The organism is Xanthobacter sp. AM11 (assembly GCF_047444035.1).
Classification (GTDB): domain Bacteria; phylum Pseudomonadota; class Alphaproteobacteria; order Rhizobiales; family Xanthobacteraceae; genus Xanthobacter.
Map to the genome: position 1 here is coordinate 1,620,310 of NZ_JBLAOA010000001.1, position 23,722 is coordinate 1,644,031.

Annotated in this window: 21 protein-coding genes; 7 read left to right on the plus strand and 14 right to left on the minus strand. The window is 67.4% G+C overall.

What is annotated here, in order from left to right:
• Positions 1 to 110 precede the first annotated feature (110 nt).
• Positions 111 to 1,394, minus strand: a complete 1,284-nt coding sequence (ccrA, locus tag ACI7BZ_RS07610) for a crotonyl-CoA carboxylase/reductase (protein WP_414116552.1) — start codon at positions 1,392 to 1,394, stop codon at positions 111 to 113.
• Positions 1,395 to 1,666: 272 nt separating this feature from the next.
• Between ccrA and ACI7BZ_RS07615 the strand changes: the two genes are divergently transcribed.
• Complete coding sequence (locus ACI7BZ_RS07615; RefSeq protein ID WP_414116553.1) at positions 1,667 to 1,903, plus strand: GlsB/YeaQ/YmgE family stress response membrane protein; 237 nt, start codon at positions 1,667 to 1,669, stop codon at positions 1,901 to 1,903.
• A gap of 36 nt (positions 1,904 to 1,939) precedes the next feature.
• Here ACI7BZ_RS07615 and ACI7BZ_RS07620 read toward each other — a convergent pair whose 3' ends face one another.
• Positions 1,940 to 2,311 (minus strand): hypothetical protein, encoded by a 372-nt coding sequence (locus ACI7BZ_RS07620; protein ID WP_414116554.1) that lies wholly within the window; start codon positions 2,309 to 2,311, stop codon positions 1,940 to 1,942.
• Between the two features lie 190 nt (positions 2,312 to 2,501).
• Here ACI7BZ_RS07620 and ACI7BZ_RS07625 point away from each other — a divergent pair, with 190 nt between their 5' ends.
• The 5 genes from ACI7BZ_RS07625 to ACI7BZ_RS07645 all read left to right on the plus strand — a co-directional run bounded on the left by ACI7BZ_RS07625 (position 2,502) and on the right by ACI7BZ_RS07645 (position 7,867).
• Entirely contained in the window at positions 2,502 to 4,529 is a 2,028-nt protein-coding gene (locus tag ACI7BZ_RS07625; RefSeq protein WP_414119112.1) for a methylmalonyl-CoA mutase family protein, read from the plus strand.
• Between the two features lie 206 nt (positions 4,530 to 4,735).
• On the plus strand, positions 4,736 to 5,632 hold the full coding sequence (locus ACI7BZ_RS07630; protein WP_414116555.1) for a VOC family protein: 897 nt from the start codon (positions 4,736 to 4,738) through the stop codon (positions 5,630 to 5,632).
• Between the two features lie 162 nt (positions 5,633 to 5,794).
• A complete protein-coding gene (locus ACI7BZ_RS07635; RefSeq protein WP_414116556.1) occupies positions 5,795 to 5,950 on the plus strand; it encodes a DUF5993 family protein in 156 nt (51 codons plus the stop codon).
• 53 nt (positions 5,951 to 6,003) lie between these two features.
• Positions 6,004 to 6,636, plus strand: a complete 633-nt coding sequence (locus tag ACI7BZ_RS07640; RefSeq protein WP_414116557.1) for a disulfide bond formation protein B — start codon at positions 6,004 to 6,006, stop codon at positions 6,634 to 6,636.
• A gap of 295 nt (positions 6,637 to 6,931) precedes the next feature.
• A complete protein-coding gene (locus tag ACI7BZ_RS07645; RefSeq protein WP_414116558.1) occupies positions 6,932 to 7,867 on the plus strand; it encodes a DMT family transporter in 936 nt (311 codons plus the stop codon).
• Positions 7,868 to 7,903: 36 nt separating this feature from the next.
• On the opposite strand, the gene serA is transcribed toward ACI7BZ_RS07645, so the two are convergent.
• The 11 genes from serA to ACI7BZ_RS07700 all read right to left on the minus strand — a co-directional run bounded on the left by serA (position 7,904) and on the right by ACI7BZ_RS07700 (position 21,020).
• The gene (gene serA, locus ACI7BZ_RS07650) at positions 7,904 to 9,490 is read right to left on the minus strand and encodes a phosphoglycerate dehydrogenase (RefSeq protein WP_414116559.1); all 1,587 of its coding nucleotides are present in this window, start codon (positions 9,488 to 9,490) and stop codon (positions 7,904 to 7,906) included.
• A 237-nt stretch (positions 9,491 to 9,727) separates the two neighbouring features.
• On the minus strand, positions 9,728 to 10,903 hold the full coding sequence (locus ACI7BZ_RS07655) for a phosphoserine transaminase (RefSeq protein WP_414116560.1): 1,176 nt from the start codon (positions 10,901 to 10,903) through the stop codon (positions 9,728 to 9,730).
• A 115-nt stretch (positions 10,904 to 11,018) separates the two neighbouring features.
• Positions 11,019 to 11,654 carry a hypothetical protein gene (locus ACI7BZ_RS07660; RefSeq protein ID WP_414116561.1) on the minus strand — a complete coding sequence of 212 codons (636 nt, stop codon included), beginning with the start codon at positions 11,652 to 11,654 and terminating at the stop codon, positions 11,019 to 11,021.
• 17 nt (positions 11,655 to 11,671) lie between these two features.
• The gene (locus ACI7BZ_RS07665) at positions 11,672 to 12,493 is read right to left on the minus strand and encodes a metal ABC transporter permease (protein ID WP_414116562.1); all 822 of its coding nucleotides are present in this window, start codon (positions 12,491 to 12,493) and stop codon (positions 11,672 to 11,674) included.
• Positions 12,490 to 13,356, minus strand: a complete 867-nt coding sequence (locus tag ACI7BZ_RS07670; RefSeq protein WP_414116563.1) for a metal ABC transporter permease — start codon at positions 13,354 to 13,356, stop codon at positions 12,490 to 12,492. The genes ACI7BZ_RS07665 and ACI7BZ_RS07670 overlap by 4 nt, the downstream gene beginning before the upstream one ends.
• Complete coding sequence (locus tag ACI7BZ_RS07675) at positions 13,356 to 14,249, minus strand: manganese/iron ABC transporter ATP-binding protein (RefSeq protein WP_414116564.1); 894 nt, start codon at positions 14,247 to 14,249, stop codon at positions 13,356 to 13,358. The genes ACI7BZ_RS07670 and ACI7BZ_RS07675 overlap by 1 nt, the downstream gene beginning before the upstream one ends.
• Positions 14,246 to 15,214 carry a metal ABC transporter substrate-binding protein gene (locus ACI7BZ_RS07680; protein ID WP_414116565.1) on the minus strand — a complete coding sequence of 323 codons (969 nt, stop codon included), beginning with the start codon at positions 15,212 to 15,214 and terminating at the stop codon, positions 14,246 to 14,248. The genes ACI7BZ_RS07675 and ACI7BZ_RS07680 overlap by 4 nt, the downstream gene beginning before the upstream one ends.
• Before the next feature lie 96 nt (positions 15,215 to 15,310).
• Complete coding sequence (gene ybaL, locus ACI7BZ_RS07685; protein ID WP_414116566.1) at positions 15,311 to 17,173, minus strand: YbaL family putative K(+) efflux transporter; 1,863 nt, start codon at positions 17,171 to 17,173, stop codon at positions 15,311 to 15,313.
• Positions 17,174 to 17,871: 698 nt separating this feature from the next.
• Positions 17,872 to 18,876, minus strand: a complete 1,005-nt coding sequence (locus tag ACI7BZ_RS07690) for an Hsp33 family molecular chaperone (RefSeq protein WP_414116567.1) — start codon at positions 18,874 to 18,876, stop codon at positions 17,872 to 17,874.
• Positions 18,877 to 18,885: 9 nt separating this feature from the next.
• Positions 18,886 to 19,812, minus strand: a complete 927-nt coding sequence (gene argF / locus ACI7BZ_RS07695; RefSeq protein ID WP_414119113.1) for an ornithine carbamoyltransferase — start codon at positions 19,810 to 19,812, stop codon at positions 18,886 to 18,888.
• Positions 19,812 to 21,020 carry an aspartate aminotransferase family protein gene (locus ACI7BZ_RS07700; protein ID WP_414116568.1) on the minus strand — a complete coding sequence of 403 codons (1,209 nt, stop codon included), beginning with the start codon at positions 21,018 to 21,020 and terminating at the stop codon, positions 19,812 to 19,814. The genes argF and ACI7BZ_RS07700 overlap by 1 nt, the downstream gene beginning before the upstream one ends.
• A gap of 494 nt (positions 21,021 to 21,514) precedes the next feature.
• Between ACI7BZ_RS07700 and ACI7BZ_RS07705 the strand changes: the two genes are divergently transcribed.
• Positions 21,515 to 22,039: a GcrA family cell cycle regulator gene (locus ACI7BZ_RS07705; RefSeq protein WP_414116569.1), complete on the plus strand. Its 525-nt coding sequence runs from the start codon at positions 21,515 to 21,517 to the stop codon at positions 22,037 to 22,039.
• Positions 22,040 to 22,126: 87 nt separating this feature from the next.
• Here the strand turns inward: ACI7BZ_RS07705 and hisS are convergent, their stop codons facing one another.
• Positions 22,127 to 23,656, minus strand: coding sequence for a histidine--tRNA ligase (hisS, locus tag ACI7BZ_RS07710; protein ID WP_414116570.1), 1,530 nt, complete (start codon positions 23,654 to 23,656; stop codon positions 22,127 to 22,129).
• Between the last annotated feature and the right edge of the window lie 66 nt (positions 23,657 to 23,722).

Consider the following 23,722-nt stretch of genomic DNA (forward strand, 5'->3'; position numbering starts at 1 on the left):
GCATGGACCCCCGGTCAAGTCGGAGGGCGACGGGGGGAGCGAGGGGCCTCGGGAGGGGAGTGATGCTCTCTCCCCTCCCTCTCCCCTGGCGGTGGCGAAGACCGCCCCTCTCACGTCTTCGCGCAGGCTTCGATCACGTCCTCGAAGGTCCGAAGCCCGGTGCGGGGTGCATTCACCAGCACGGCCATGTTGCCGGGGGCGTGCTGGTTCTTCCACATCTTGGTGTGCGCCTCGGGAATGCGGTCCCAGGGGAACACTTCCGACATGCAGGGGTCCACGCGCCGGTCGATGATGAACTGGTTGGCGGCGGAGGCCTGCTTCAGGTGGGCGAAGTGGGAGCCCTGGATGCGCTTCTGCCGCATCCACACATAGCGGGCGTCGAAGGTGATGTTGAAGCCGGTGGTGCCGGCGCAGAACACGATCATGCCGCCGCGCTTGCCCACCAGGGTGGAGACCGGGAAGGTCTGCTCGCCGGGATGCTCGAACACGATGTCCACGTCGCGCTTGCCGGTGATGTCCCAGATGGCCTTGCCGAACTTGCGCGCTTCCTTGGTCCACTCGGTGTATTCGGGCGAGTTGACCTTGGGCAGCTGGCCCCAGCACTTGAAGTCCTTGCGGTTGATCACGCCCTTGGCGCCGAGGCCGAGCACGTAGTCCCGCTTGGTCTCGTCGGAGATGACGCCGATCACATGCGCGCCGGAGGCGGCGGCAAGCTGCACGCCGAACACGCCGAGCCCGCCCGAGGCGCCCCACACCAGCACATAGTCGCCCGGCTTCACCGTGTGCGGCGGGTGGCCGAACAGCATGCGGTAGGCGGTGGCCATGGTCAGAGTGTAGCAGGCGCTCTCCTCCCAGGTCAGGTGCATGGGGCGCGGCATCAGCTGGCGCGCCTGCACCCGGCAGAACTGGGCGAAGGAGCCGTCCGGCGTCTCATAGCCCCAGATGCGCTGGGAGGGGGAGAACATCGGGTCGCCGCCGTTGCACTCCTCGTCGTCCCCGTCGTCCTGGTTGCAGTGAACGACCACCTCGTCGCCCACCTTCCAGCGCTTCACCTTGGAGCCCACCGCCCAGACGATGCCCGAGGCATCGGAGCCGGCGATGTGATAGGGCACCTTGTGCACGTCGAACACGGAGATGGGCTCGCCCAGGCCGGCCCAGATGCCGTTGTAGTTCACGCCCGCCGCCATCACGAGCACCAGAACGTCCTGCTCGCCCAGCTCCCAGGTGGGCACCACCTCCAGCTGGAACGACTGCTCGGGCGGGCCATGGCGGTCGCGCCGGATGGCCCAGGCATACATTTTCGAGGGGACATGGCCGAGCGGCGGGATCTCGCCCAGCTCGTAGAGGTCCTTAAGGGTGCCGTCGTTTTCGTTAACGGTAGCCGTCTGGCCCATAGCGTCCTGTCCTCTCCTTGTTTGCGGACCGTTCGGTCACGTCGTTCGGGCTTGCTCGCGGGTCTTTCGCGGGTTTTTCTCGCAGTGCAGCGTAGCAGAGAAAAATTCCAATGCGATAGCCCCCCTTCGGAGCATGTGGCCCGGCGGGCACGCAGGCGTGAACCGTTGCGGCCGCGCTCGCGTTGTTGTTCCCGTGCGGCGTGCGCCCGGTTAGATTGAACGTGCCATGGACGGGCGCGGCGGTTCGGCTCGGACAGGAGCGGGAGACGGACATGGGTATCTTGTGGATGGTCATCGTCGGCGCCATCGCCGGCTTTCTCGCCGGCCAGCTCTTCCAGGGCTATGGTTTCGGCATCGTGGGCAACATCGCCGTGGGCATCGTCGGTGCGCTCATCGGCGGCTTTCTCTTCGGCAATGTCTTCCTGGTGGGCGGCGTGCTCGGCCAGATCATCTCCGCCACCATCGGCGCGGTGATCCTGCTGTTCGTGATCTCGCTGGTGAAAAGGTAGAGGCAGCCACAGCCTTTGCGGCCGCCGCCCGGCGCGTCAGGACGCCTTCTGGGCGTCCTCGCGCTGGAAGGAAATGCCGCATTTCTTCTGGATGGACACCTGCTCGATGGCGTCCATCTCCCCCTTCAGCCGGGCCAGCTCCGCGGTCTGGGCATCGTCGCCGCCCACAAGGAAGGCGGCGGGCCAGAAGATGACCACCGCCACGGTGGTGGCCACCGCATCGCTGGTGGCGCGGTTGTTCTGGGCGCCGGTGAGGGCGATGGCGCGGGCCGAAATGCGTTCGGCCTCCTGCGCGAGCTGCTGGCAGCTGTAGCCCTGGAACTGGATGGGAGACACGTAGGCGGCCGACACCCTGTCGGCCGTCTTTGCGCAGGCGCCCAATGCGAGCGCCGCCACGAGAGCCACCATGTACCGCACGTTCAACCCCCGGATGTGAAGCCGGAGGGACGCTAGCACCGATACAATCAAAAAGAGATAGTGCTTAATAATACAATTATGGATGGCGCCGGCGGCGCCGGCCGGCAGGCCCCAAACGGGGCCGCTGCCACGAAAACAAGCCGGCGTCGCCCGAGAAAAATTTCCCATCGACTGGGCGCACATTGCGACGCACAATCACGCCAAACACCCAAAATCGACTGATGGGGATGAGGAAATGGTGGTCCGCGACAAACCCTGGCTTTTCCGCACCTATGCGGGGCACTCGACGGCCACGGAATCCAACAAGCTCTATCGCTCCAACCTCGCCAAGGGCCAGACCGGCCTCTCCGTCGCCTTCGACCTGCCGACCCAGACCGGCTACGATTCGGACCACCCCCTCGCCCGCGGCGAAGTGGGCAAGGTGGGCGTTCCCATCTCCCACCTCGGCGACATGCGCACCCTGTTCGACGGCATCCCGCTGGCCGAGATGAACACGTCCATGACCATCAACGCCTGCGCGGCATGGCTGCTGGCGCTCTACATCGCCGCCGCCGACGAGCAGGGCGCGGACCGGTCCAGGCTGCAGGGCACGACGCAGAACGACATCATCAAGGAATATCTCTCGCGCGGCACCTATGTGTTCCCGCCCGCGCCCTCCATGCGGCTCACCAAGGACACCATCATCTACACCACCGAGCACCTGCCCCGGTGGAACCCCATGAACGTGTGCTCCTACCACCTGCAGGAGGCCGGGGCGACGCCGGTGCAGGAACTGGCCTTCGCGCTCGCCAACGCCATCGCCATCCTCGACACGGTGAAGAAGTCGGGCGAGGCGGAAGGCCCGGTGTTCGGCGAGGTGGTGGGGCGCATCTCCTTCTTCGTGAATGCGGGCATGCGGTTCATCACCGAGATGTGCAAGATGCGCGCGTTCGTGGACCTGTGGGACGAGATCTGCGTCAACCGCTACGGCATCACCGACGCCAAGCAGAAGCTGTTCCGCTACGGCGTGCAGGTGAACTCGCTGGGCCTCACCGAGCAGCAGCCGGAGAACAACGTCTACCGCATCCTGCTTGAGATGCTGGCCGTCACCCTCTCCAAGAAGGCCCGTGCCCGCGCCGTGCAGCTGCCGGCGTGGAACGAGGCGCTCGGCCTGCCGCGTTCGTTCGACCAGCAATGGTCCCTGCGCATGCAGCAGGTGGTGGCCTATGAGACCGACCTGCTCGAATATGGCGACATCTTCGACGGCTCCACCGAGATCGCCAAGAAGGTGGAGGAACTGAAGGAGCAGGCCCGCGCCGAGCTGGCCCGGATCGACGCCATGGGCGGCGCGGTGGCGGCCATCGAGAATTCCTACATGAAGCAGCAGCTGGTGGAATCCAACACCCGCCGGCTGGAGGCCATCGAGCGCGGCGAGCAGGTGGTGGTGGGCGTCAACCGCTGGACCGAGACCGAGCCCTCGCCGCTGACCACGGGGGAGGGCGCCATCCTCACCGTGCCGGAAGGGGTGGAGGCGGAGCAGATCGCCCGGCTCCAGGCCTGGCGCGCGGCGCGTGACCCCAAGGCGGTGGAGGCGGCGCTGGCGGCGCTGAAAAGCGCGGCGCAGGAAGGCCGCAACATCATGGAGCCCTCCATCGTCTGCGCCAAGGCGGGCATCACCACCGGCGAATGGGGCACCTGCCTGCGCGAGGTGTTCGGCGAATACCGCGCCCCCACCGGCGTCGGCCGCGCCGCCCGGGTGGACACCCAGGGCCTCGACGAAGTGCGCAGGAATGTGGATGCGGTGTCCGAGAAGATCGGCCGGCGCATCAAGTTCCTGGTGGGCAAGCCGGGCCTCGACGGCCATTCCAACGGCGCCGAGCAGATCGCCGTGCGCGCCCGCGACTGCGGCATGGAGGTGGTCTATGAGGGCATCCGCCTGACCCCCGCCGAGATCGTCAATGCCGCCCTGGAAGAGAGCGTGCACGTCATCGGCCTGTCCATCCTCTCCGGCTCCCACGTGCCGCTGGTGCGCGACGTGATGGAGCGGCTGCGGGCCGAGGGGCTTTCCGACATTCCCGTGGTGGTGGGCGGCATCATCCCGCCGGAAGACGAGGTGCAGCTGAAGGGCTTCGGCGTCGCCGCGGTCTATACGCCGAAGAATTTCGAGCTGAACCGCATCATGGCCGACATCGTCGCCATCGTGGACCGGGAGAGCCAGAAGGCGGCGTGAGTCCCCGGCCGGAGGGCGGTCAACGCCCTCCGGCCGCGCCATGGACGCGGGACGGCCGAAGGGCACGCCCGCGCCCGTTTGCATTCGTGCAATGGCAAAGGCGGAGGCCGGCGCTCATATTGGGGTCAGCGCCCCGGTGCCCGAGCGATCCCTGCCGGGCGGTGCGAGGGCGAAGATCCCGTCCGGTGATCGCCCGAGTGACCTCCATGACCGTCTCCCCCTTCGGCTTGCCGCGGGCAGATGCGCCGGCTTCCCCCGCCGGGCCTGCCGCGGCGCTGCCCCGCCTCGCGCCCGGCGCCGTGACCCTCGCCAGCGCGAACCCCGACCGCCTCATCCCCTTCTATCGCGACGCCCTCGGGCTCGACCTCATGGCTTCCGGCGACACGACCGTCCTTGGTGCCGGCGGCCGCGCCCTGGTGGAGATCGTCCGCCAGGGCGATGCCGCGCCCTCGCCGCGCCGCGCGCCGGGCCTGTTCCACATGGCCATCCGCGTGCCGGACCGCGCCAGCCTCGGCACCCGCCTGCGGGCGCTGGCCGGCCGCGGCTTGCGCCCCGGGGCCTCCGACCATCTGGTCAGCGAGGCGCTCTATGTGGACGACCCGGACGGCAACGGCGTCGAGATCTACCGCGACCGGCCGCCAGCCGAATGGCCGCGCAATGCCGACGGCTCCATCGCCATGGCCACCCTGCCCCTGGACCTTGCCGCCCTCGCCCGGGAGGCCCCCGCCGATGCCGGTCCTGCCCCAGCCGCCACCGACATGGGCCATGTGCACCTGAAGGTGTCGGACCTCGATGCGGCGCGGCGCTTCTGGGTGGATACGGTGGGGCTCGCCATCATGGCGCGCTATCCCGGCGCCCTGTTCGTCAGCGCCGGCGGCTACCATCACCATCTGGGGCTGAACATCTGGCAGTCGGCCGGCGCGGCCGCCCCGCCCGCCGGCACGGCCGGGCTGCGCCATTTCACCCTGCATGTGCCGGCGGCGGCGCTTGACGGCCTCGGCGAACGGCTGTCGGCGGCGGGCGTGCCGTTCGCCCGCCGTGCCGACGGGGCCATCGCCGCCGCGGACCCGTCCGGCAATCACGCCCTCTTCGCCGCCCTCTGACCGCGGCGGCCGGGGTGCCTTTGCCGCAGCGCAAGGATGACGCCCGGCCCCCCTTCGGCTACGCTTGCGCCAGGTGAGCCGGCGCCGGCGCGGGCGGGTTTCCACCGGCGCGCGGCGTGCCGGCGGGCGTGCCGCGCAAAGGCCCGGGAGGGAGGCGCCGCCATGATGTCCCTGCCGTTCTTCGGGGTCTTCCTTGCCCTTCTCGCCACGCTGACGGGCGAGCGGGTGATCGCGCTCATCCTGTGGGCGGTGTCCATGGCCGCCATGCTGGCCCTGTTCCGCATGCATGCGAGCGATCCGCTCCACATCGTTCTCTGATTCGATCGAGCGCCGGGCCGGTTCAACACGTCAAAAGGCGAGGCAGGAAACCCATGAGCACCCCCATGCCGGCGGCCGAACGCTTCCGCCTCCTCAACGCCCTTGGCCTTCTGGCGGTGGGGGCGGTGCTGGTGGCGGCCTTCGTGGACCAGATCGCCTTCAATGATCTTCCCTGCCCGCTCTGCATCCTGCAGCGGGCGGGCTTCCTCGGGGTGGCGGCGGGCCTCGCCCTCAATGTGAAGTTCGGGCCGCGGCCGTCCCATTATGGGGTGATGCTGCTCTCGGCCCTGGCCGGCGGCGCGGTCTCCATGCGCCAGACGCTGCTGCACATCATTCCCGGCGAGGGGGCCTATGGCGATGCCTTCTTCGGCCTGCATTTCTATGCCTGGGCGCTGATCTTGTTCATCGTCTGCATCGCCGGCACCGCCGTGCTGCTGTTGTTCGACCGGCAGTTCGAGCCGCCGGGGACGGCGCCGGTGCGGCGCCGGGGGCTGCTGCCGTTCGGCGCCGTCACCATCGTTCTGGCCCTGCTGCTGGCCCTCGCCAACGGCGGCTCCACGGTGATCGAATGCGGCGGCGGCCTGTGCCCGGACAATCCCACGAGCTACAGGCTCATCGACGACGGCACCATCGACGCCCTGTTTGGCCCGGTGCTCGGCCCCCTGCGGGACCTTGTGGGGCGGTGATCGCGCCCCGATCCATCACCGGGCGTGATGGATGGACGACGAAATTCGATTTCCCACCTGCGCCCGAACCCGCTACAGGCGTGATCGCCCGTATCTGCGGCGCCGCGGGGCGTGCGGCGGCCCGGATTGCGCGGCACCCTGACCTGAGCCGGCTGCGCTCACGCTGGACCGGCCCGAGGGGGCGCCTGCGGATCGCAGGCGGGACCTCCTTTCCGGTCGGATCGGCAGGCCGTCCGGCCGCCGCCGTCTCCAGAACGAGCCGGGCGCCGCCGACGGGCGCGCGGCGGGAGGAATCATGTCGGCTGCCCCGTCTCGCCCCGCCTACCTGTCCTTCCTCGATGCGCCCTATCTCCTGCTCACGCTCACGGCGCTGTTGTGGGCCATCAACATCGTCATCGGGCGCTACATCGCCGGCCATGTGCCGCCGGTGAGCCTGGCGCTGGTGCGCTGGGTGGGGGCGACCCTCATTCTGCTGCCGTTCGCGCTGAAGCAGATTGTGCGCGACCTGCCCATCATCCGCCGCCACTTCTGGCTGCTGGTGCTGCTGGCGGCCACCGGCATCGCCTCCTACAACGCCATGAGCTATTACGGGCTGCAATATACCGAGGCGGTGAACGGCCTTCTGGTGCAGTCCACGGCGCCCCTGCTGGTGGCGGTGTGGAGCTTCGTGCTGTTCCGCGACAGGTTGAGCATGGGCCAGCTGGCGGGGGTGACGACCTCGTTGGCCGGGGTGGTGGTGATCATCAGCCGGGGCGACCTCGACACGCTGCTGCACCTCAAGCCCAATGTGGGCGACGTGATCATCATCGTGGCGCTGGTGATCTATGCCTTCTACGCGGCGATCCTGCGCAAGCGCCCGCCGCTGGGGCCGCTGTCCTTCCTTGCCGTCATCATGGCGCTGGGGGCGGTGCTGCTGGTGCCCTTCGCCTTGGTGGAACTGGCCCTGGGCCGGGTGCTGCACTTCGACCGGGTGACACTTTCGGTGCTGGCCTATGTGATGATCGGGCCGTCGCTGGTGGCCTATCTCTTCTTCAACCGGGCGGTGGAGCTGGTGGGCGCCAACGCCGCCGCGCCCTTCCTGCACCTGATGCCGGTGTTCGGCACGGCGCTGGCCATCTTGTTCCTTGGCGAGCATATCGCCTGGTACCATTTCGCCGGCTATGCCCTCGTCATCGCCGGCATCGCGCTGGCCACCCTCTCGGCCCGGGCGGCGGCCCGCCGGCGCGGGTGAAAGCGGGGCCGCGTCGGCCCCGCCCCCGGCGTGCCTTCAGAAGGCGAGGGCTTTTGCCGCCTTCACCTGTTCCAGTTCCTGCACCTTGCCGAGCACGCCGGCGGGCACGGCGCCATCCACGGCCACCAGGGCGATGGCGTCGCCGCCCGCATGGTCGCGCCCCAGGGCGAAGGTGGCGATGTTCACCCCCGCATCGCCCAGCAGTCCGGCGAAGCGGCCGATGAAGCCCGGCTTGTCCTTGTTGGTGACATAGATCATGGAGGGTGCGAATTCCGCGTCCACCTTGATGCCCTTGATGGCGACGATGCGTGGCCGGCCATCGGCGAACACCGTGCCGGAGATGGAGCGCTCGTAGGCGTCGGTGACGACGGTGACGGTGATGAGGCTCTCATAGTCGCCGGTGGCGGCGCGGGTGGTCTCCTCGATCACCACGCCGCGTTCCTTGGCGACGGAGGGGGCCGACACCACGTTCACGTCGGCCAGCACCGGGCGCAGCAGGCCGGCCACGGCGGCGCAGGTCAGCGCCTTCACCTTCAGCTCGGCCACCGCGCCCTCATAGACGATGCGGCAGGTCTTAATGTCCGTGTCGGTCAGCTGGCCGGCGAACGAGCCGAGCTTTTCCGCCAGCTCGATGAAGGGCTTCAGCTTCGGCGCTTCCTCGGCGGTGATGGAGGGGAAGTTCACCGCATTGGAGATGGCGCCGGTGTTGAGATAATCGCTCATCTGCTCGGCCACCTGCAGGGCCACATTCTCCTGTGCCTCGGTGGTGGCGGCGCCCAGATGCGGGGTGCACACCACGTTGGCGCGGCCGAACAGCGGGCTGGCTTCGGCCGGCTCCTCCAGGAACACGTCGAGGGCGGCGCCGGCCACATGGCCGGAATCGAGGGCTGCGGCGAGCGCCGCCTCGTCCAAAAGGCCGCCGCGGGCGCAATTGATGATGCGCACGCCCTTCTTCGTGCGGGCGATGTTCTGCGCCGAGAGGATGTTGCGGGTCTTGTCGGTGAGCGGGGTATGCAGGGTGATGAAATCGGCGCGGGCGAGAAGCTCGTCCAGCTCCACCTTCTCCACCCCGAGGTCGAGGGCCCGTTCCACCGAGAGGAAGGGATCGAAGGCGATCACCTTCATCTTCAGCCCCAGGCCGCGCTCGGCGACGATGGAGCCGATGTTGCCGCAGCCGATGATGCCGAGGGTCTTTGCCGTCAGCTCCACGCCCATGAAGCGGTTCTTCTCCCACTTGCCGGCCTGGGTGGAGGCATCCGCCGCAGGGATCTCCCGGGCGAGGGCGAACATCAAGGCGATGGCATGCTCGGCGGTGGTGATGGAATTACCGAACGGCGTGTTCATCACGATCACGCCGCGGGCGGTGGCGGCGGGCAGGTCCACATTGTCCACGCCGATGCCGGCGCGGCCGATGACCTTCAGGCGGGTGGCCTTTTCCAGGATCTTCGGGGTGACCTTGGTGGCCGAGCGGATGGCGAGGCCGTCATAAGTGCCGATGATCTCGGCGAGCTTGTCCTTGTCCTTGCCGAGGTCGGGCTGGAAATCCACCTCGATGCCGCGATCCTTGAAGATCTGGACGGCAGCGGGCGAGAGCTTGTCGGAGATGAGGACGCGGGGTGCCATGGCGGGCTCCGTTTCGCGAATGGGATGGGCCGGGCATGCGCGCTCCATCGCGGCTTCACCGGCGTGAACCCTCTCCCGCCGCTTGCGGGGGAGGGCAGGGAGGGGGACGGCGGTTGGGGCCGGGAGCCGCGGGTTCTTCCGGGGAGGGCGAAGGCCCCCTCCCCACCCCTCCCCCGCAGGCGGGAGAGGGAGCCGGCGGCTCAGGCGCTCACGCGGCCAGACCTCACGCGGGCAACTTTACGCAGCTTGGGGCAGCGCCGCCTTGGCTTCGGTGAAGGCCCAGTCCAACCAGTGGGTCAGGGCTTCCACGTCGGCGCGCTCCACGGTGGCGCCGCACCAGATGCGCAGGCCGGGAGGGGCGTCGCGATACGCACCGATGTCATAGGCGATGCCGCCCTTCTCCAGGCCGGAGGCGATGGCCTTGGCGAAGGCCGCCTGGGCGTCGGCGGGAAGGGTGGTCACGTCCGGGTCCACCACCTTCAGGCACACGGAGGTGTTGGAGCGCGTCACCGGATCGCTGGCCAGGAAGTCCACCCACGCCGTCCGATGCACCCATTGGGCGATGGTCTCGAAATTGCGGTTGGAGCGCTCCTGCAAGGCGGGAAGACCGCCGATGTTCTTCGCCCACTTCAGCGCATCGAGATAGTCTTCCACGCACAGCATGGACGGGGTGTTGATGGTCTCGCCCTCGAAGATGCCTTCAATGAGCTTGCCGCCCTTGGTCATGCGGAAGATCTTGGGCAGCGGCCACGCCGGCTTGTAGCTCTCCAGCCGCTCCACCGCGCGGGGGGAGAGGATGAGCATGCCGTGGGCCGCCTCGCCGCCGAGCACCTTCTGCCAGGAGAAGGTGACCACATCGAGCTTGGCGAAATCGAGCTTCTGCGCGAACGCCGCCGAGGTGGCGTCGCAGATGGTCAGGCCCTCGCGGTCGGCCGGGATCCAGTCCGCGTCCGGCACCATGACGCCGGAGGTGGTGCCGTTCCAGGTGAAGACCACGTCGTGGCTGAAATCGACGCTCTTCAGGTCCGGCAGCGCGCCATAGGGGGCGGTCAGCGTGCGGGCGTCGGCCAGCTTGAGCTGCTTGACGACATCCGTCACCCAGCCCTCGCCGAAGCTTTCCCAGGCCAGCATGTCCACCGGGCGCGCGCCGAGCACGGACCACAGCACCATTTCCACGGCGCCGGTATCGGAAGCGGGGACGATGCCGATGCGGTAGCCGGCGGGAACTTCCAGCACCTCACGGGTGAGGTCGATGGCCTCCTTCAGCTTCACCTTGCCCACCTTGGCGCGGTGCGAACGGCCGAGAGGGGCGTCGGAAAGCCCTTCCAGCGTCCATCCGGGACGCTTGGCGCAGGGGCCGGAGGAAAAATTGGGGTTCTCCGGGCGCATGGCCGGAGCGGGATTCGTCGTCATGTGGTCCATCCTTACAGATGGGCGCCTCCCGTTGGGGGGAGGTGTCCCACGGATGGGGTTACGACTTTCGGCGAGGGGGCGTCAAGGGTGATGCTTGGCTTAGCTCAATATCGCTTCAGGTCGGACGTTTCACCTGTTTCAATAACCAGCTTCGAAATATCTCAAATAATTCCCAACATTCTGAGTCGAAATTCTTGTCTTTTCTGTACCAAGTTGCAATGTCTTTTGGATTGCCTCCAGCTTCGCGATGTCTTGGATTATACACGCGTCCAATCAGAATTACATCTGGAGCATCCAGCCATCTATCAATTTGTCCGTAACACCATAATTGGATTTTTAGATTTGGCCATTTACGCGGAATAGCTGTTGAGCATTTATTTTCGACTATAATAATTTTTCTACTTTCTATATGCTTATAAACAATATCTGGGCCTCCGCGGAGGGGAGAATTGCCAATTTTAAGGCGCGACATCGCAAATGCATCGCCAGTTCCATCTAAGGGGTCGCGATATTCAAGCGTTGCGAATTGATCTGAAATGTCCGCCGCGCGTTCGCGGGCTATTTGTAGCAATCCTTTCTCAAATTCCTCACCCTGCCGCCTTTCATATAAAAACATATCTCGTTTAGATGAAGGTATATATTCATGAGATAAATCAAATATCCAACTTGTAAACGCGGAAACGGTTGGCTCAAGTATGGCAGGCCGATACCTGCTAGCTAGCTCGCAAATTTTGTGATGATCTAGTATCATGCGCCAATAATTTCAGGTTATATTTCAATAGTATGGCTACTCATCCGCACCCCCACGAACGACGCGATGAACACGCCAGTCATCAGCAGCACGATGGTCGGGGCAGGCGCGCTGTCGAGGAAGAAGGAGAGGTAGACGCCGGCGAGCGCGCACCCAACCGCCACCGCCACCGCCGTCACCAGCATCCAGCCGAAGCGCTTCGTCACCAGGAAGGCGATGGCCCCCGGCGCGATCAGCAGGGCCACGGCGAGGATGATGCCCACGGCTTTGAGCGCCGCGACGATGGTCAGCGACAGCATAATCAGCAGCGCATAGTGCAGCAGCTTCACCGGCAGCCCCACGGCCCGCGCCTGGGCGGGATCGAACGCATTCAGCAGCAGGTCGCGCCATTTGGCGAGGATGAAGAGGGTGACGAGGCCGCAGATCGCCGCGCTCTCGGCGATGTCGTCCCAGCCCACCCCCAGAATGTCGCCGAACAAGATGTGGTCGAGGTGCACGTCCGACTGGATCTTGGTGTAGAGCACGAGGCCCAGCCCGAACATGCCGGAGAACACCACGCCCATCACCGTGTCTTCCTTGATACGGCTGTTGTCCTTCAGATATCCGGTGCCCAGCGCGCAGATCATGCCGGCCACGAAGGCGCCGAAGGCCAGCGGCAGGCCGGCCATATAGGCCAGCACCACCCCCGGCAGCACCGCGTGGGAGACGGCATCGCCCATGAGCGACCAGCCCTTCAGCACCAGGAAGCAGGAGAGCAGCGCCATGGGCACCGCCACCAGAGCGGCGATGACGAGGGCGCTCACCATGAAATCGAACTGGAAGGGTGCCAGCAGGCTCATGCCGCGCCCCCTTCCCTCAAGGCCGCCGCCGCCTGCCGCCGCGCCGCCAGCAAGCCATGCTTGGGAGCGAAGACGAAGGCGCACAGGAAGATGAGCGTCTGCAGCACCACGATGATGCCGCCGGTGGCGCCATCGAGGAAATAGGAGAGATAGGCCCCCACGAAGCTCGTTCCCGCGCCGATCATCACGGCAAGGGCGATGAGCCGGGGGAAGCGGTCCGTCAGCAGGTAGGCGGTGGCCCCCGGCGTCACCACCATGGCGATGACCAGGAAGGCCCCCACCGTCTGCAGCGCCGCCACCGTGCAGGCGGACAGCAAGGTGAAGAACATGATCTTCAGGAAGGTGGGGTTGAGGCCGATGGACCGGGCGTGGCTCTCGTCGAAGAAGGTCACCATCAGGTCCTTCCAGAACACCAGCAGCAGCGCCAGCGAGACAAAGCCGATGAGCGCCAGTTGCAGCGTGTCCTCCGGCGAGATGGCGAGGATGTTGCCGAGCACGATGGTCTGCACGTTCACCGAGGTGGGCGAGAGCGAGACCATGAACAGGCCGAGCCCGAAGAAGGAGGTGAAGATGAGGCCGATGACGGCATCTTCCTTCAGCTTGGTGCGCTCCTGCAGAAACAGCATGGCCCCCGCCGCCAGCGCGCCGGAGAAGAAGGCGCCGATGGAGAAGGGCAGGCCCAGCATGTAGGCCCCCGCCACTCCTGGAACGATGGCATGGGACAACGCATCGCCGATGAGCGACCAGCCCTTCAGCATGAGAAAGGCGGAGAGGAAGGCGCACACCGCCCCCACCAGCGCCGACACCCACATGGCGTTGACCATGTAGCCGTAGGAAAAGGGCTCCAGCAGCACAGCGCCCATCAGCCGATTCCTTCGGAGGACCCGGCCGTGCCGCTGGAGGCCGGCCGGTCCTTGTAGAGCACGAGGGGGCGCTCGTCGTCGGTGAGCACGCCGAGCATGCCGGGGGTGGCGGCGTGGGTCTCGTCCAGCACGAAGTGGCGCAGCACGCCGCCGAAGGCCTTTTCCAGATTGGCCTGGGTGAAGATCTCCGAGGTCAGCCCATAGGCCAGCACGGTGCCCTTCAGCAGCACGGTGCGGTCGCAGAATTCCGGCACCGAGCCCAGGTTGTGGGTGGACACCAGCATCACCCGCCCCTCGTCGCGCAGGGCCTTGAGCAGGGTGATGATGGCGTCCTCGGTCTTCACGTCCACGCCGGTGAAGGGCTCGTCCAGAAGGATCACCCGGGCGTCCTGGGCCAGCGCCCGGGCCAGGAACACGCGCTTCCTCTGGCCGCCGGAGAGCTCGCCGATCTGCCGCTTGCGGAAGTCCAGCATGTTGACGCGCGCGAGCGCCGCCGTCACTGCCGCCTGGTCGGCGGCGGCGGGAATGCGCAGCATGTTCATGTGGCCGTAGCGGCCCATCATCACCACGTCTTCCACCAGCACGGGGAAGTTCCAGTCCACCTCCTCGGCCTGGGGCACATAGGCCACCACATTGCGCTTCAGCGCCTGCGGCACGGTGAGGCCGAGGATGGTGACGGCGCCCCGCGCCGCCTTCAGGAAGCCCATGATGGTCTTGAACAGGGTGGACTTGCCGGAGCCGTTCACCCCCACCAGGGCGGTGATGGTGCCGGTGGGGATCTCGAAGCTGGCGTCGCGCAGGGCGGTGTGGCCGTTGCGGTAGGTCACGGTCACATGGGAAACGCAGATGCCGGCGCCGGCAAGGGCGGCCGCGGGGGAGACGGGCGCGTTCATTTTCCCCGTGCCTCCGCCGCCTTGGTGCCTTCGGCGAGGCCCCGGGCGATGGTCCCGGAGGTGACGCGCAGGAGGTCGAGATAGGTGGGCACGGGACCCGTGGCGTCGCTCAGGGAATCCACATAGAGCACGCCGCCATATAGCGCCCCGGTTTCCCGCGCCACCTGCCTGGCCGGCTCGGCGGAGATGGTGCTTTCGGAGAAGATGACGGGGATCTTGTCGGCCCGCATGCGGTCGATCACCCGGCGTACCTGCTGGGGGGTGCCCTGCTGGTCCGCATTGATGGGCCACAGGTAGAGCGGCTTCAGGTCGAAATCCCGCGCCAGATAGGAAAAGGCCCCCTCGCTGGTGACGAGCCAGCGCTTTTCCGGCGGCACGGACTTCAGCTCGTCGCGGATGGGGGCGATGGCGGCGGTGATCTTCTGCTTGTAGGCGTCGGCATTGGCCTTGTAGATCGCGGCATTGGCCGGATCATACTTCACCAAAGCATCGCGGATGTTGTCCACATAGATGAGGGCGGCGGTGGGCGACATCCAGGCATGGGGATTGGGCTTGCCGGAATAGGGCCCCTCGGTGATGCCCATGGGCTCCACGCCGGCCGACACCACCACGCTCGGCACCCCTTTGAGGCGGCGGAAGAACTTCTCGAACCACAATTCCAGATTGAGCCCGTTCCACAAGATGAGGTTGGCGTCCTGGGCCTTGATCAGGTCGCCGGGGGTGGGCTGGTAATTGTGGATCTCCGCCCCGGGCTTGGTGATGGATTCCACCAATGCCGCATCACCCGCCACGTTCTTCGCCATGTCGGCGATGACGGTGAAGGTGGTGACCACCTTGAACTTGGCCCCGGCGGGCGGCGTGGCTGCCGGCGCGGGCGCCGCAAAGAGCGCGGCGAAAACCGCGGCGCCGGCAAGGGTGGCCGCCGCCGAAAACAGGCGGCCGGGGAGACGAATAAAGCAGCGCATGCAGGCGCTCCCATCGGGCTATGCCGTCGTGTTGCGAGACATTCGCAAAATAGGTCGGCCTAACTGCAATTGCAACTTATTTGCATTTAGGTGGATCTACCCAATCTCCTTTTGCGGCGCACCGGCGGTTTCCGCAAGGGCTTCCGGTGCCGCCGCAGGGGCTTCGGACCCCTCGGCGTGCGGCTGCGAAACCGGGGCCTCGCCCGCAGACGGCGCGGGCATTGCCGGCGCCGCTGCGACCGGCGTCGCATGTGCGGCGGGGATGGCGGCGTTGCGGCCCAGCACATGCACCAGCATGCCGCGGGCCACCTCGCGCTCGCCCATGATGATGAAATTGGCCCCGCTCTGCCGCAGGTGCTCCACCTCCGCATCGGAATGGGCGCGGGCGACGATCTCGATGGCGGGATTGGCCTGGCGCGCCTTGCGCAGCAGCCGGCTGGCCTCGAACCCGTCGGGAATGGCGAGGATGAGGCGCCGCGCGCCGGCAAGGTTCGCGGCCTCGATGGTCTGGGCGGCGGCCGCATTGGCGTCGATGGTCTCGATGCCCAGGCCGCGCAGCTCCTCCACCCGGTCGTCCTGGTCCTCGATGACGAGGAAGGGCCATCCGGCCGCTTTCAGCCCTTCCGCCACCAGCCGGCCCACGCGGCCGTAGCCCACCAGAACCGTGTGCGCCTTCAGCGTGGTGAGGGGCAGGCTGGGCGCGGGCGGCGCCGGCTCCGGCTTGCCGGCGGGCGCCGCGGCCATGGCCACCGCGGCCCGCGTGCGGTAGCGGTCGAGGATGAGGAAGAAGAAAGGGTTGATGAGGATCGAGAGGATGGCGGCCGCCAGGATAAGGTCGCGCCCCTCCTGCGGCAGCAGCCGCAGCTCCAGGCCCAGCGCCACCAGGATGAAGGAGAACTCGCCGATCTGCGCCAACGATGCCGAGATGGTCAGCGCCGTGAGGTTGCCGAAGCCGAACGCCCGCACGATCAGGAACGCCGCCAGCGACTTGCCGATGAGTACGATGAGCACGGTGGCGAGGAGCGGCAGCGGGCTCTTGATGACGATGGACGGGTCCACCAGCATGCCCACCGAGACGAAGAACAGCACCGCGAAGGCGTCGCGCAGCGGCAGCGTTTCCTCGGCCGCGCGGTGGGAGAGGGGGGATTCGCTCAGCACCATGCCGGCGAAGAAGGCGCCCAGGGCGAAGGAGACGCCGAACAGCTTGGCCGAGCCGTAGGCGACCCCGAGGGCGATGGCGAGCACGGCGAGGCGGAACAGCTCGCGCGAGCCGATATGCGCCACCCAGTGCATCACCCCGGGGATCACCCGCCGGCCCACCACCAGCATCAGCACCACGAAGCCGGCCACCTTGGCGAGGGTGAAGGCGAGGGTGAGCCACACGTCGTCGCCGCCGAGCCATTCGGCGGTGGGCGTGGTCACCGCCTGTCCGCCCAGCGCCCCGGAGAAGGCGGGCAGCAGCACCAGCGCCAGCACCATGGCGAGGTCTTCCACGATGAGCCAGCCCACCGCGATGCGGCCCTGCTCGCTCTCGATCATGCGGCGCTCCTGCAGGGCGCGCAGCAGCACCACCGTGCTCGCCACCGACAGCGCGATGCCGAACACCAGCCCGGCGCCGACCCCCCAGCCCATCGCCCACGCCAGCCCCATGCCCATGAGGGTGGCCACCGCGATCTGCGCCATGGCGCCGGGAATGGCGATGGCGCGCACGGAAAGCAGGTCGCTTAAGGAGAAGTGCAGGCCCACGCCGAACATCAGCAGGATGACGCCGATCTCCGCCAGCTCCAGCGCCATGTGCGGGTCGGCGACGAAGCCGGGGGTGAAGGGACCCACCATCACGCCGGCCAGCAGGTAGCCCACCAGCGGCGAAAGGCGCAGGCGCTGGGCCAGGGCGCCGAATACGAAGGCCAGGACAAAGGCACCGACGAGTGTCGCGATCAGCGGCGTTTCATGCGGCACCTTCACGTCTCCTTCACGGCAAAAGGGCCCCGTTCTGCGCAGCGCGGCGCAGGCAGGCCCGGGAAAATGGCAGGGCATCAGTCTAGAGCGCGATCCGATCAAATTGAATCAATTTGATCGGTGAATCGCCCTCTCACTTAAGGATAGAGAACGCGTGATCCGACCAGCTTGCGATGCAAGCTGGTCGGCGCGTGCTCTAGGCGCGATCCGATCAAATTGAATCAATTTGATCGGTGAATCGCCCTCTCACTTAAGGATAGAGAACGCGTGATCCGACCAGCTTGCGATGCAAGCTGGTCGGCGCGTGCTCTAGGCGCGATCCGATCAAATTGAATCAATTTGATCGGTGAATCGCCCTCTCACTTAAGGATAGAGAACGCGTGATCCGACCAGCTTGCGATGCAAGCTGGTCGGCGCGTGCTCTAGGCGCGATCCGATCAAATTGAATCAATTTGATCGGTGGGGTCTGTCCCGGCGTGGAAGCGAACGGGGCCACCGGGCGACCTGACGCGCCCCTCTCCCGCTGGCGGGGAAGGGCGTTTCGGCGCCGCCAAATTTTCAAAGTGAGACAGGGCCGGTCGGTGGGGCGCCGTCTTGCTCCGAGAGGGAGCACGCCCCCATCCGTTCCGGCGGAACGCCGCCGCCGCGGCCTTGGCAGCGGTGAAGCGGACCCATGCGGCGGCGCCCGCGCCGCGCGGTCAGGAATCCGTGTGGCCGCCGAGCACGTCCTCGGCCGCGAAGCCATAGACCCGGCCGCAGAATTCGCAGGTGACGGTGATCCGGCCATCGTCCTGGATCATGTCGCGGCGCTCGTCCGCCGAGAAGGCGGCGAGCACGCCGGACACCCGCTCGCGCGAGCAGGAGCAGTGCGCCTCCATCGCCAGCGGATCGAACACGCGCACCCCGCGTTCGTGGAACAGGCGGTAGAGCAGCCGCTCGCTGGACAGCTCGCGGTCGATCAGCTCCACGTCCTCCAGGGTGCCCACGAGGGAACGCGCCTCCACCCAGGCGTCGTCCTCGTCCATCTCGTGCGCGGCGGTGCCTTCGGGCGCGTCCCCCGGCGCAAGGTCGGTCATGCGCGCGCGGGCGGCATCCTGCGGCAGGAACTGGGCGAGCAGGCCGCCGGCCCGCCAGGAGGAGGCCGCCCCGCCGGGGCGCAACTCCTCGCCCACGGCGAGGCGCACCCGGGTGGGGATCTGCTCCGACTGCTGGAAATACTCGTGCGCCGCCGCCTCCAGCCCCGAGCCGTCGAGGGCGACGACGCCCTGGTAGCGGTTGGCCGAGAGACCCTGGTCGATGGTCATGGCGAGGTGCCCGCGCCCGAGCAGGGCCGCCGGCGAGGTGGCGTTGCGGGTTTCCGCTTCCGCCAGCGCATCCTTGTCGAAGCGGGCATAGGCGCGGATCTTGTCGGGGCTGACGAAATCCGCCACCACCATGTCCACCGGCCCGTCGGTCTGGGTCTGCAGGATGAAGCGGCCCTCGAACTTCAGCGAGGAGCCCAGCAGCACGGCGAGCGTCACCGCTTCCCCCACCACGCGCTTCACCGCGGGCGGGTAGTCGTGGTGGGCCAGCACCGCGTCCAGGGTCGCGCCGAGGCGCACGGTGCGGCCGCGCAGGTCGAGCGCATCCACCTGGAAGGCGGTGACGATATCGTCCCGCGCGCCCGCCTCACCCTTCGCCGCGCCCGACCGCCTCGCGCTCATGACGTCTCCTCACTCTCCGGCCGCGTTGAAGCACCAGGCCAGGATGCCCTTCTGGGCATGGAGCCGGTTCTCCGCCTCATCGAACACCACCGACTGCGGGCCGTCCATCACCTCGTCGGTCACTTCCTCGCCGCGATGGGCGGGCAGGCAGTGCATGAAGATGGCGTCCTTGTCGGCGCGGGCCATGAGGGCGGAATTGACCTGGTAGGGCTTGAGCAGATTGTGGCGCCGCTCCGCCTCCTTGTCGCCCATGGAGACCCAGGTGTCGGTGAGCACGCAGTCGGCGCCCTCCACCGCGTCCTCCGGGTCGCGCATGAACTTCACCTTGGCCTTGGTGCGCTTCACGAAATCCTTCAGCGCCTGGCGCGGGCCGAGCTCCTTGGGGGTGGCGACCTTCATGGAGAAGTCGAACCGCTCCGCCGCATGCACCCAGGAGGCGAGCACATTGTTGGCGTCGCCGGTCCAGGCCACCGAGCGGCCGGTGATAGGGCCGCGATGCTCCTCGAAGGTGAGCACGTCCGCCATCACCTGGCAGGGGTGGGAGATGCGGGTAAGGCCGTTGATCACCGGCACGGTGGCATATTCGGCCAGCTCCAGCAGGTCCTCATGGTCGAGGATGCGGATCATGATGGCATCCACGAAGCGCGAGAGCACCCGGGCGGTGTCGGCGATGGTCTCGCCGCGCCCCAGCTGCATCTCCTGCCCCGTGAGCATGATCGTCTCGCCGCCCAGCTGGCGCATGGCGAGGTCGAACGACACGCGGGTGCGCGTCGAGGGCTTGTCGAACACCATGGCCAGGGTCTTGCCGGCGAGCGGCCGGTTTTCCTCCCCGGCCTTGCGCCGCGCCTTGAGGTCCTTGGACAGGTCGATGACCCGGCGCAGCTCGCCGGCCGGGATCTCCGAAAGGTCGAGAAAGTGCCGCACCCCGTTCCCCATCATTCCGCGGCTCCCATCACCGGAGCGGCCGGAAGGCGCTCCTCGATGCGCCGGCAGGCGGCCGCGATCTTTTCGGCCGCGATGCCGATCTCGTCCGCGCTCACGATGAGCGGCGGCAGGAGCCGCACCACATTGTCGCTTGCGCCTGGCGCCAGAAGGCCTTCCTCGCGCAGCGCCACCACCAGGTCCGCCGCCGGCACCTGCGCCTTGATGCCCATCAGCAGGCCCTGTCCGCGCACCTCGGCGATGACCGCCGGGTGGCGGTCGCGGATCTCGGCGAGGCGCTGGACCAGCAGCGTGGACATGGCGTTCACATGGTCGAGGAAGCCCTCGGCCAGCACCAGGTCGAGCACCGCATTGCCCACCGCCATGGCCAGGGGATTGCCGCCATAGGTGGAGCCGTGGGTTCCCAGGGTCATGCCCTTGGCGGCCTCTTCGGTGGCGAGGCACGCGCCCATGGGGAAGCCGCCGCCGATGCCCTTGGCCACCGCCATGATGTCTGGGGTGATGCCGGCCCATTCATGGGCGAACAGCCGGCCGGTGCGCGCCACGCCGCTCTGCACCTCGTCGAGCACGAGGAGGATGCCCTTCTCGTCGGCAAGCGCGCGCAGGCCCTTCAGGAAGGCCGGCGGGGGCACGCGCACCCCGCCTTCGCCCTGCACCGGCTCCACCAGGATGGCGGCGGTCTGCGGCGTCACGGCGGCGCGGGCGGCTTCGAGGTCGCCGAACGGCACCTGGTCGAAGCCCGGCATGGCCGGCTCGAAGCCCTCCAGATACTTGGCGTTGCCGCCGGCGGCGATGGTGGCGAGGGTGCGCCCGTGGAAGGCGCCCTCGAAGGTGATGATGCGGTTCTTCTCCGGGTGGCCGCTCGCATACTGGTATTTGCGGGCCATCTTGATGGCGCATTCCAGCGCTTCCGCGCCGGAATTGGTGAAGAACATGGTGTCCGCGAAGGTGACCGCCTTCAGGCGCGCGGCCAGCGCCTCGCCGCCGGGGATGCGGAACAGGTTGGAGGTGTGCCAGAGCTTGTGCGCCTGCTCGGAGAGCTTTTCGGCGAGGTAGGGGTGGGCGTGGCCCAGCACGTTCACGGCGATGCCGGCGGTGAAATCGAGGAAACGTCGCCCGTCCGTCGTGACGAGCCAGCAGCCCTCTCCCCGCTCGAATTCGAGGTCGATGCGCGCATAGGTCGGCAGAACGGCGGTGATCACGGAACCCTCCTTGCAGGGTACTTCTTCCCCTCGGGCCGAGGCGCGCCACATGGCCGCCTCTTCGACGCACAAACTAAAAAAGGCCGCCCAAGCGGGGGCGGCCCGACGGCGACGGATTCTAATGATCACGCGCGCGAGGTCAACTCATGCGCAACCGCCGCCCGCACCGGGGCCGGATGCGCCGGGGCGCGGAGGCGCGGCCGGTTAACGGAGCCTTAAGGAGCTGGGGAAAACAGGCTTGACGACGCCCCCGACTCTATATTGAGCACCAGCCATATTGTAGGTTCATTCCCGTCAGCCACGAGATGTCGTGCGCCAGAGACGCCAGGACCGAATTTCCAGGACCTTGGACGAGGGTCTTCCCGCACGTGTGCATGTGCGGGATCGGGGAAGGAGTCCGGCGGCCTGTGCAGCCTGGCAGTGTCGCGACGGCGGGCTGGCTTCGGCGTCGTGCATTTCCGGCGCCCCCGAGATGCGGCAAATGGAGAAGAGCGATGAGCTGGAATGACGAGCGCGTCGAACTCTTGAAAAAGCTCTGGAGCGAAGGCCTCTCCGCGAGCCAGATCGCAAGTGAGCTTGGCGAGGTTACCCGCAATGCGGTGATCGGCAAGGTGCACCGGCTGGGCTTGTCCGGGCGCGCCAAGTCGGCCACCCCGGCGGCCGGTGCGGCGCGTGCGCGCAAGGCGCGGCCGGAGGGGCAGGGCCAGCGCCCGCAACGCCCGGCAACCCTTGGCAATACAGCGCTTGCGGCCGATCCCGACGAGATGCCGGAGGAGGCTCCGGCCCCTGCGCCCGCGCCGGCGGCGGCGGACAATGTGGTGACCATGGGCCAGCGCTGCACCATCATGAACCTGACGGAATCCACCTGCCGCTGGCCCCAGGGCGAGCCGGGAACCGACAGCTTCCATTTCTGCGGCGCCAAGAGCAATCCGGGCATGCCCTATTGCGCGCACCATGCCCGCATCGCCTACCAGCCGGTGCAGGACCGGCGCCGCGACCGGCGCATCGCCTATCTCTGAGGCGGTCGTCAACATATTGAGTTTGAACGTGTTTCCGCCATCCCTCCCCTGGGCGGCCCGGGGGAGGGAAGGGGCCGGGGCGCGGGTTCAGTCGGCGAGGCCGAGGGTCGGGGCGGCGCGGCGTTCCAGCACATCGCGGATGGCGCTCACCAGATCCTCCTCCTTCACCGCAAACTGTGCGGGCCGGGCGGCGCGGTATTCGGCATTGTCGGCGATGGATGCGGCAATCTTCGCGCCCTCCACCAGATCCTTGATCTGCACCTCTCCAGCGGCCTTTTCATTGGAGCCCTGGATGATGACTGCGGGCGCGTGGCGCCGGTCGGCATATTTCATCTGCGCCTTCATGCCGGCGCCGCCCAGATACATCTCGGCGCGGATGCCGTTGGCGCGCAGGTCCGCCACCATCTTCATATAATCGGCGATGCGCGCCGGCTCCTTGTCCATGGCAAGCACCACGACCGGGCCAACCTCTTGCGCCGCATCCATTTTTCCAAGGAAGGCGAGGGCGGCCAGCAGCCGCGACACGCCGATGGAGAAGCCGGTGGCCGGCACCTTCTCGCCACGGAAACGGGCCACCAGCCCGTCATAGCGCCCGCCCCCGGCGACCGAGCCGAAGCGCACCGGGCGGCCGTCTTCATCCTTGATTTCAAAGGTTAATTCGGCCTCGTAGACGGGGCCGGTGTAATATTCCAGGCCGCGCACCACGGAGGGGTCGATCTTCACCCGGTCCTCATAGCCGGCGGCGGCCACCAAAGCGGCGATGTCGCGCAGTTCCGCCATGCCTTCCAGGAAGGCGGAATTGGCGGCGAGGGCGGCGGCGAGTTCAACATCACCGCCGAGTTCCACTTCAACGCCCACGTCCGTTGCGCGCAGGCCGGCGCCGGTGAGCATGGCGACCACCACCGCGCTCTGTCGCTCGGTCAGCCCCGCCCCCTTGGTGAAGTCGCCGCTCTCGTCGCGGCGGCCGGGGCCGAGCAGCAGTTCCACGCCTTCGATGCCGAACTTGTCGAACTTGTCGATGGCCCGCAGCACGGTGAGGCGGCGGCCGGAATTTTCATCCCCGCCGAGGCCGATGGCCTCCATCACCCCGTCGAGCACCTTGCGGTTGTTCACCCGGATCAGGAACGAGCCGCGGGGCACCCCCACCGCCTCCAGGGTGTCGGCGGCCATCATGCAGATCTCCGCGTCCGCCGCCACGGAAGGGGCGCCCACCGTGTCGGCGTCGAACTGCATGAACTGGCGGAAGCGGCCGGGGCCGGGCTTTTCGTTGCGGAAGACGTAGCCGGCCCGGTAGGAGCGGTAGGGCTTGGGCAGCGCCTCGAAATGCTCGGCCACGTAGCGGGCCAAAGGCGCGGTGAGGTCGTAGCGCAGGGAGAGCCACTGCTCGTCGTCGTCCTGGAAGGAGAAGACGCCCGCATTGGGCCGGTCCTGGTCGGGCAGGAACTTGCCCAGCGCGTCGGTATATTCGAAGGCCGGGGTTTCCAGCGCCTCGAAGCCGTACAGCTCATAGACGGCGCGGATCTTCTCCAGCATGGCGCGGGTGGCGGAAAGCTCCGCGCCGGTGCGGTCGGCAAGGCCGCGGGGAAGCCGCGCCTTCGGCTTGAAGTCTTTCGCCATGGTACGATAAAACCGCTCTGGAGTGTCGCAAACGTGGCCGCGTCTTAGAGGACGGGGCGCCCCCCC

Coding starts and splice junctions, on each gene's coding strand:
- ccrA (WP_414116552.1), bottom strand. CDS start 1,394: ATGGGCCAGACGGCTACCGTTAACGAAAACGACGGCACCCTTAAGGAC.
- ACI7BZ_RS07615 (WP_414116553.1), top strand. CDS start 1,667: ATGGGTATCTTGTGGATGGTCATCGTCGGCGCCATCGCCGGCTTTCTC.
- ACI7BZ_RS07620 (WP_414116554.1), bottom strand. CDS start 2,311: ATGGTGGCTCTCGTGGCGGCGCTCGCATTGGGCGCCTGCGCAAAGACG.
- ACI7BZ_RS07630 (WP_414116555.1), top strand. CDS start 4,736: ATGACCGTCTCCCCCTTCGGCTTGCCGCGGGCAGATGCGCCGGCTTCC.
- ACI7BZ_RS07635 (WP_414116556.1), top strand. CDS start 5,795: ATGATGTCCCTGCCGTTCTTCGGGGTCTTCCTTGCCCTTCTCGCCACG.
- ACI7BZ_RS07640 (WP_414116557.1), top strand. CDS start 6,004: ATGAGCACCCCCATGCCGGCGGCCGAACGCTTCCGCCTCCTCAACGCC.
- ACI7BZ_RS07645 (WP_414116558.1), top strand. CDS start 6,932: ATGTCGGCTGCCCCGTCTCGCCCCGCCTACCTGTCCTTCCTCGATGCG.
- serA (WP_414116559.1), bottom strand. CDS start 9,490: ATGGCACCCCGCGTCCTCATCTCCGACAAGCTCTCGCCCGCTGCCGTC.
- ACI7BZ_RS07655 (WP_414116560.1), bottom strand. CDS start 10,903: ATGACGACGAATCCCGCTCCGGCCATGCGCCCGGAGAACCCCAATTTT.
- ACI7BZ_RS07660 (WP_414116561.1), bottom strand. CDS start 11,654: ATGATACTAGATCATCACAAAATTTGCGAGCTAGCTAGCAGGTATCGG.
- ACI7BZ_RS07665 (WP_414116562.1), bottom strand. CDS start 12,493: ATGAGCCTGCTGGCACCCTTCCAGTTCGATTTCATGGTGAGCGCCCTC.
- ACI7BZ_RS07670 (WP_414116563.1), bottom strand. CDS start 13,356: ATGGGCGCTGTGCTGCTGGAGCCCTTTTCCTACGGCTACATGGTCAAC.
- ACI7BZ_RS07675 (WP_414116564.1), bottom strand. CDS start 14,249: ATGAACGCGCCCGTCTCCCCCGCGGCCGCCCTTGCCGGCGCCGGCATC.
- ACI7BZ_RS07680 (WP_414116565.1), bottom strand. CDS start 15,214: ATGCGCTGCTTTATTCGTCTCCCCGGCCGCCTGTTTTCGGCGGCGGCC.
- ACI7BZ_RS07690 (WP_414116567.1), bottom strand. CDS start 18,876: ATGAGCGCGAGGCGGTCGGGCGCGGCGAAGGGTGAGGCGGGCGCGCGG.
- argF (WP_414119113.1), bottom strand. CDS start 19,812: ATGGGGAACGGGGTGCGGCACTTTCTCGACCTTTCGGAGATCCCGGCC.
- ACI7BZ_RS07705 (WP_414116569.1), top strand. CDS start 21,515: ATGAGCTGGAATGACGAGCGCGTCGAACTCTTGAAAAAGCTCTGGAGC.
- hisS (WP_414116570.1), bottom strand. CDS start 23,656: ATGGCGAAAGACTTCAAGCCGAAGGCGCGGCTTCCCCGCGGCCTTGCC.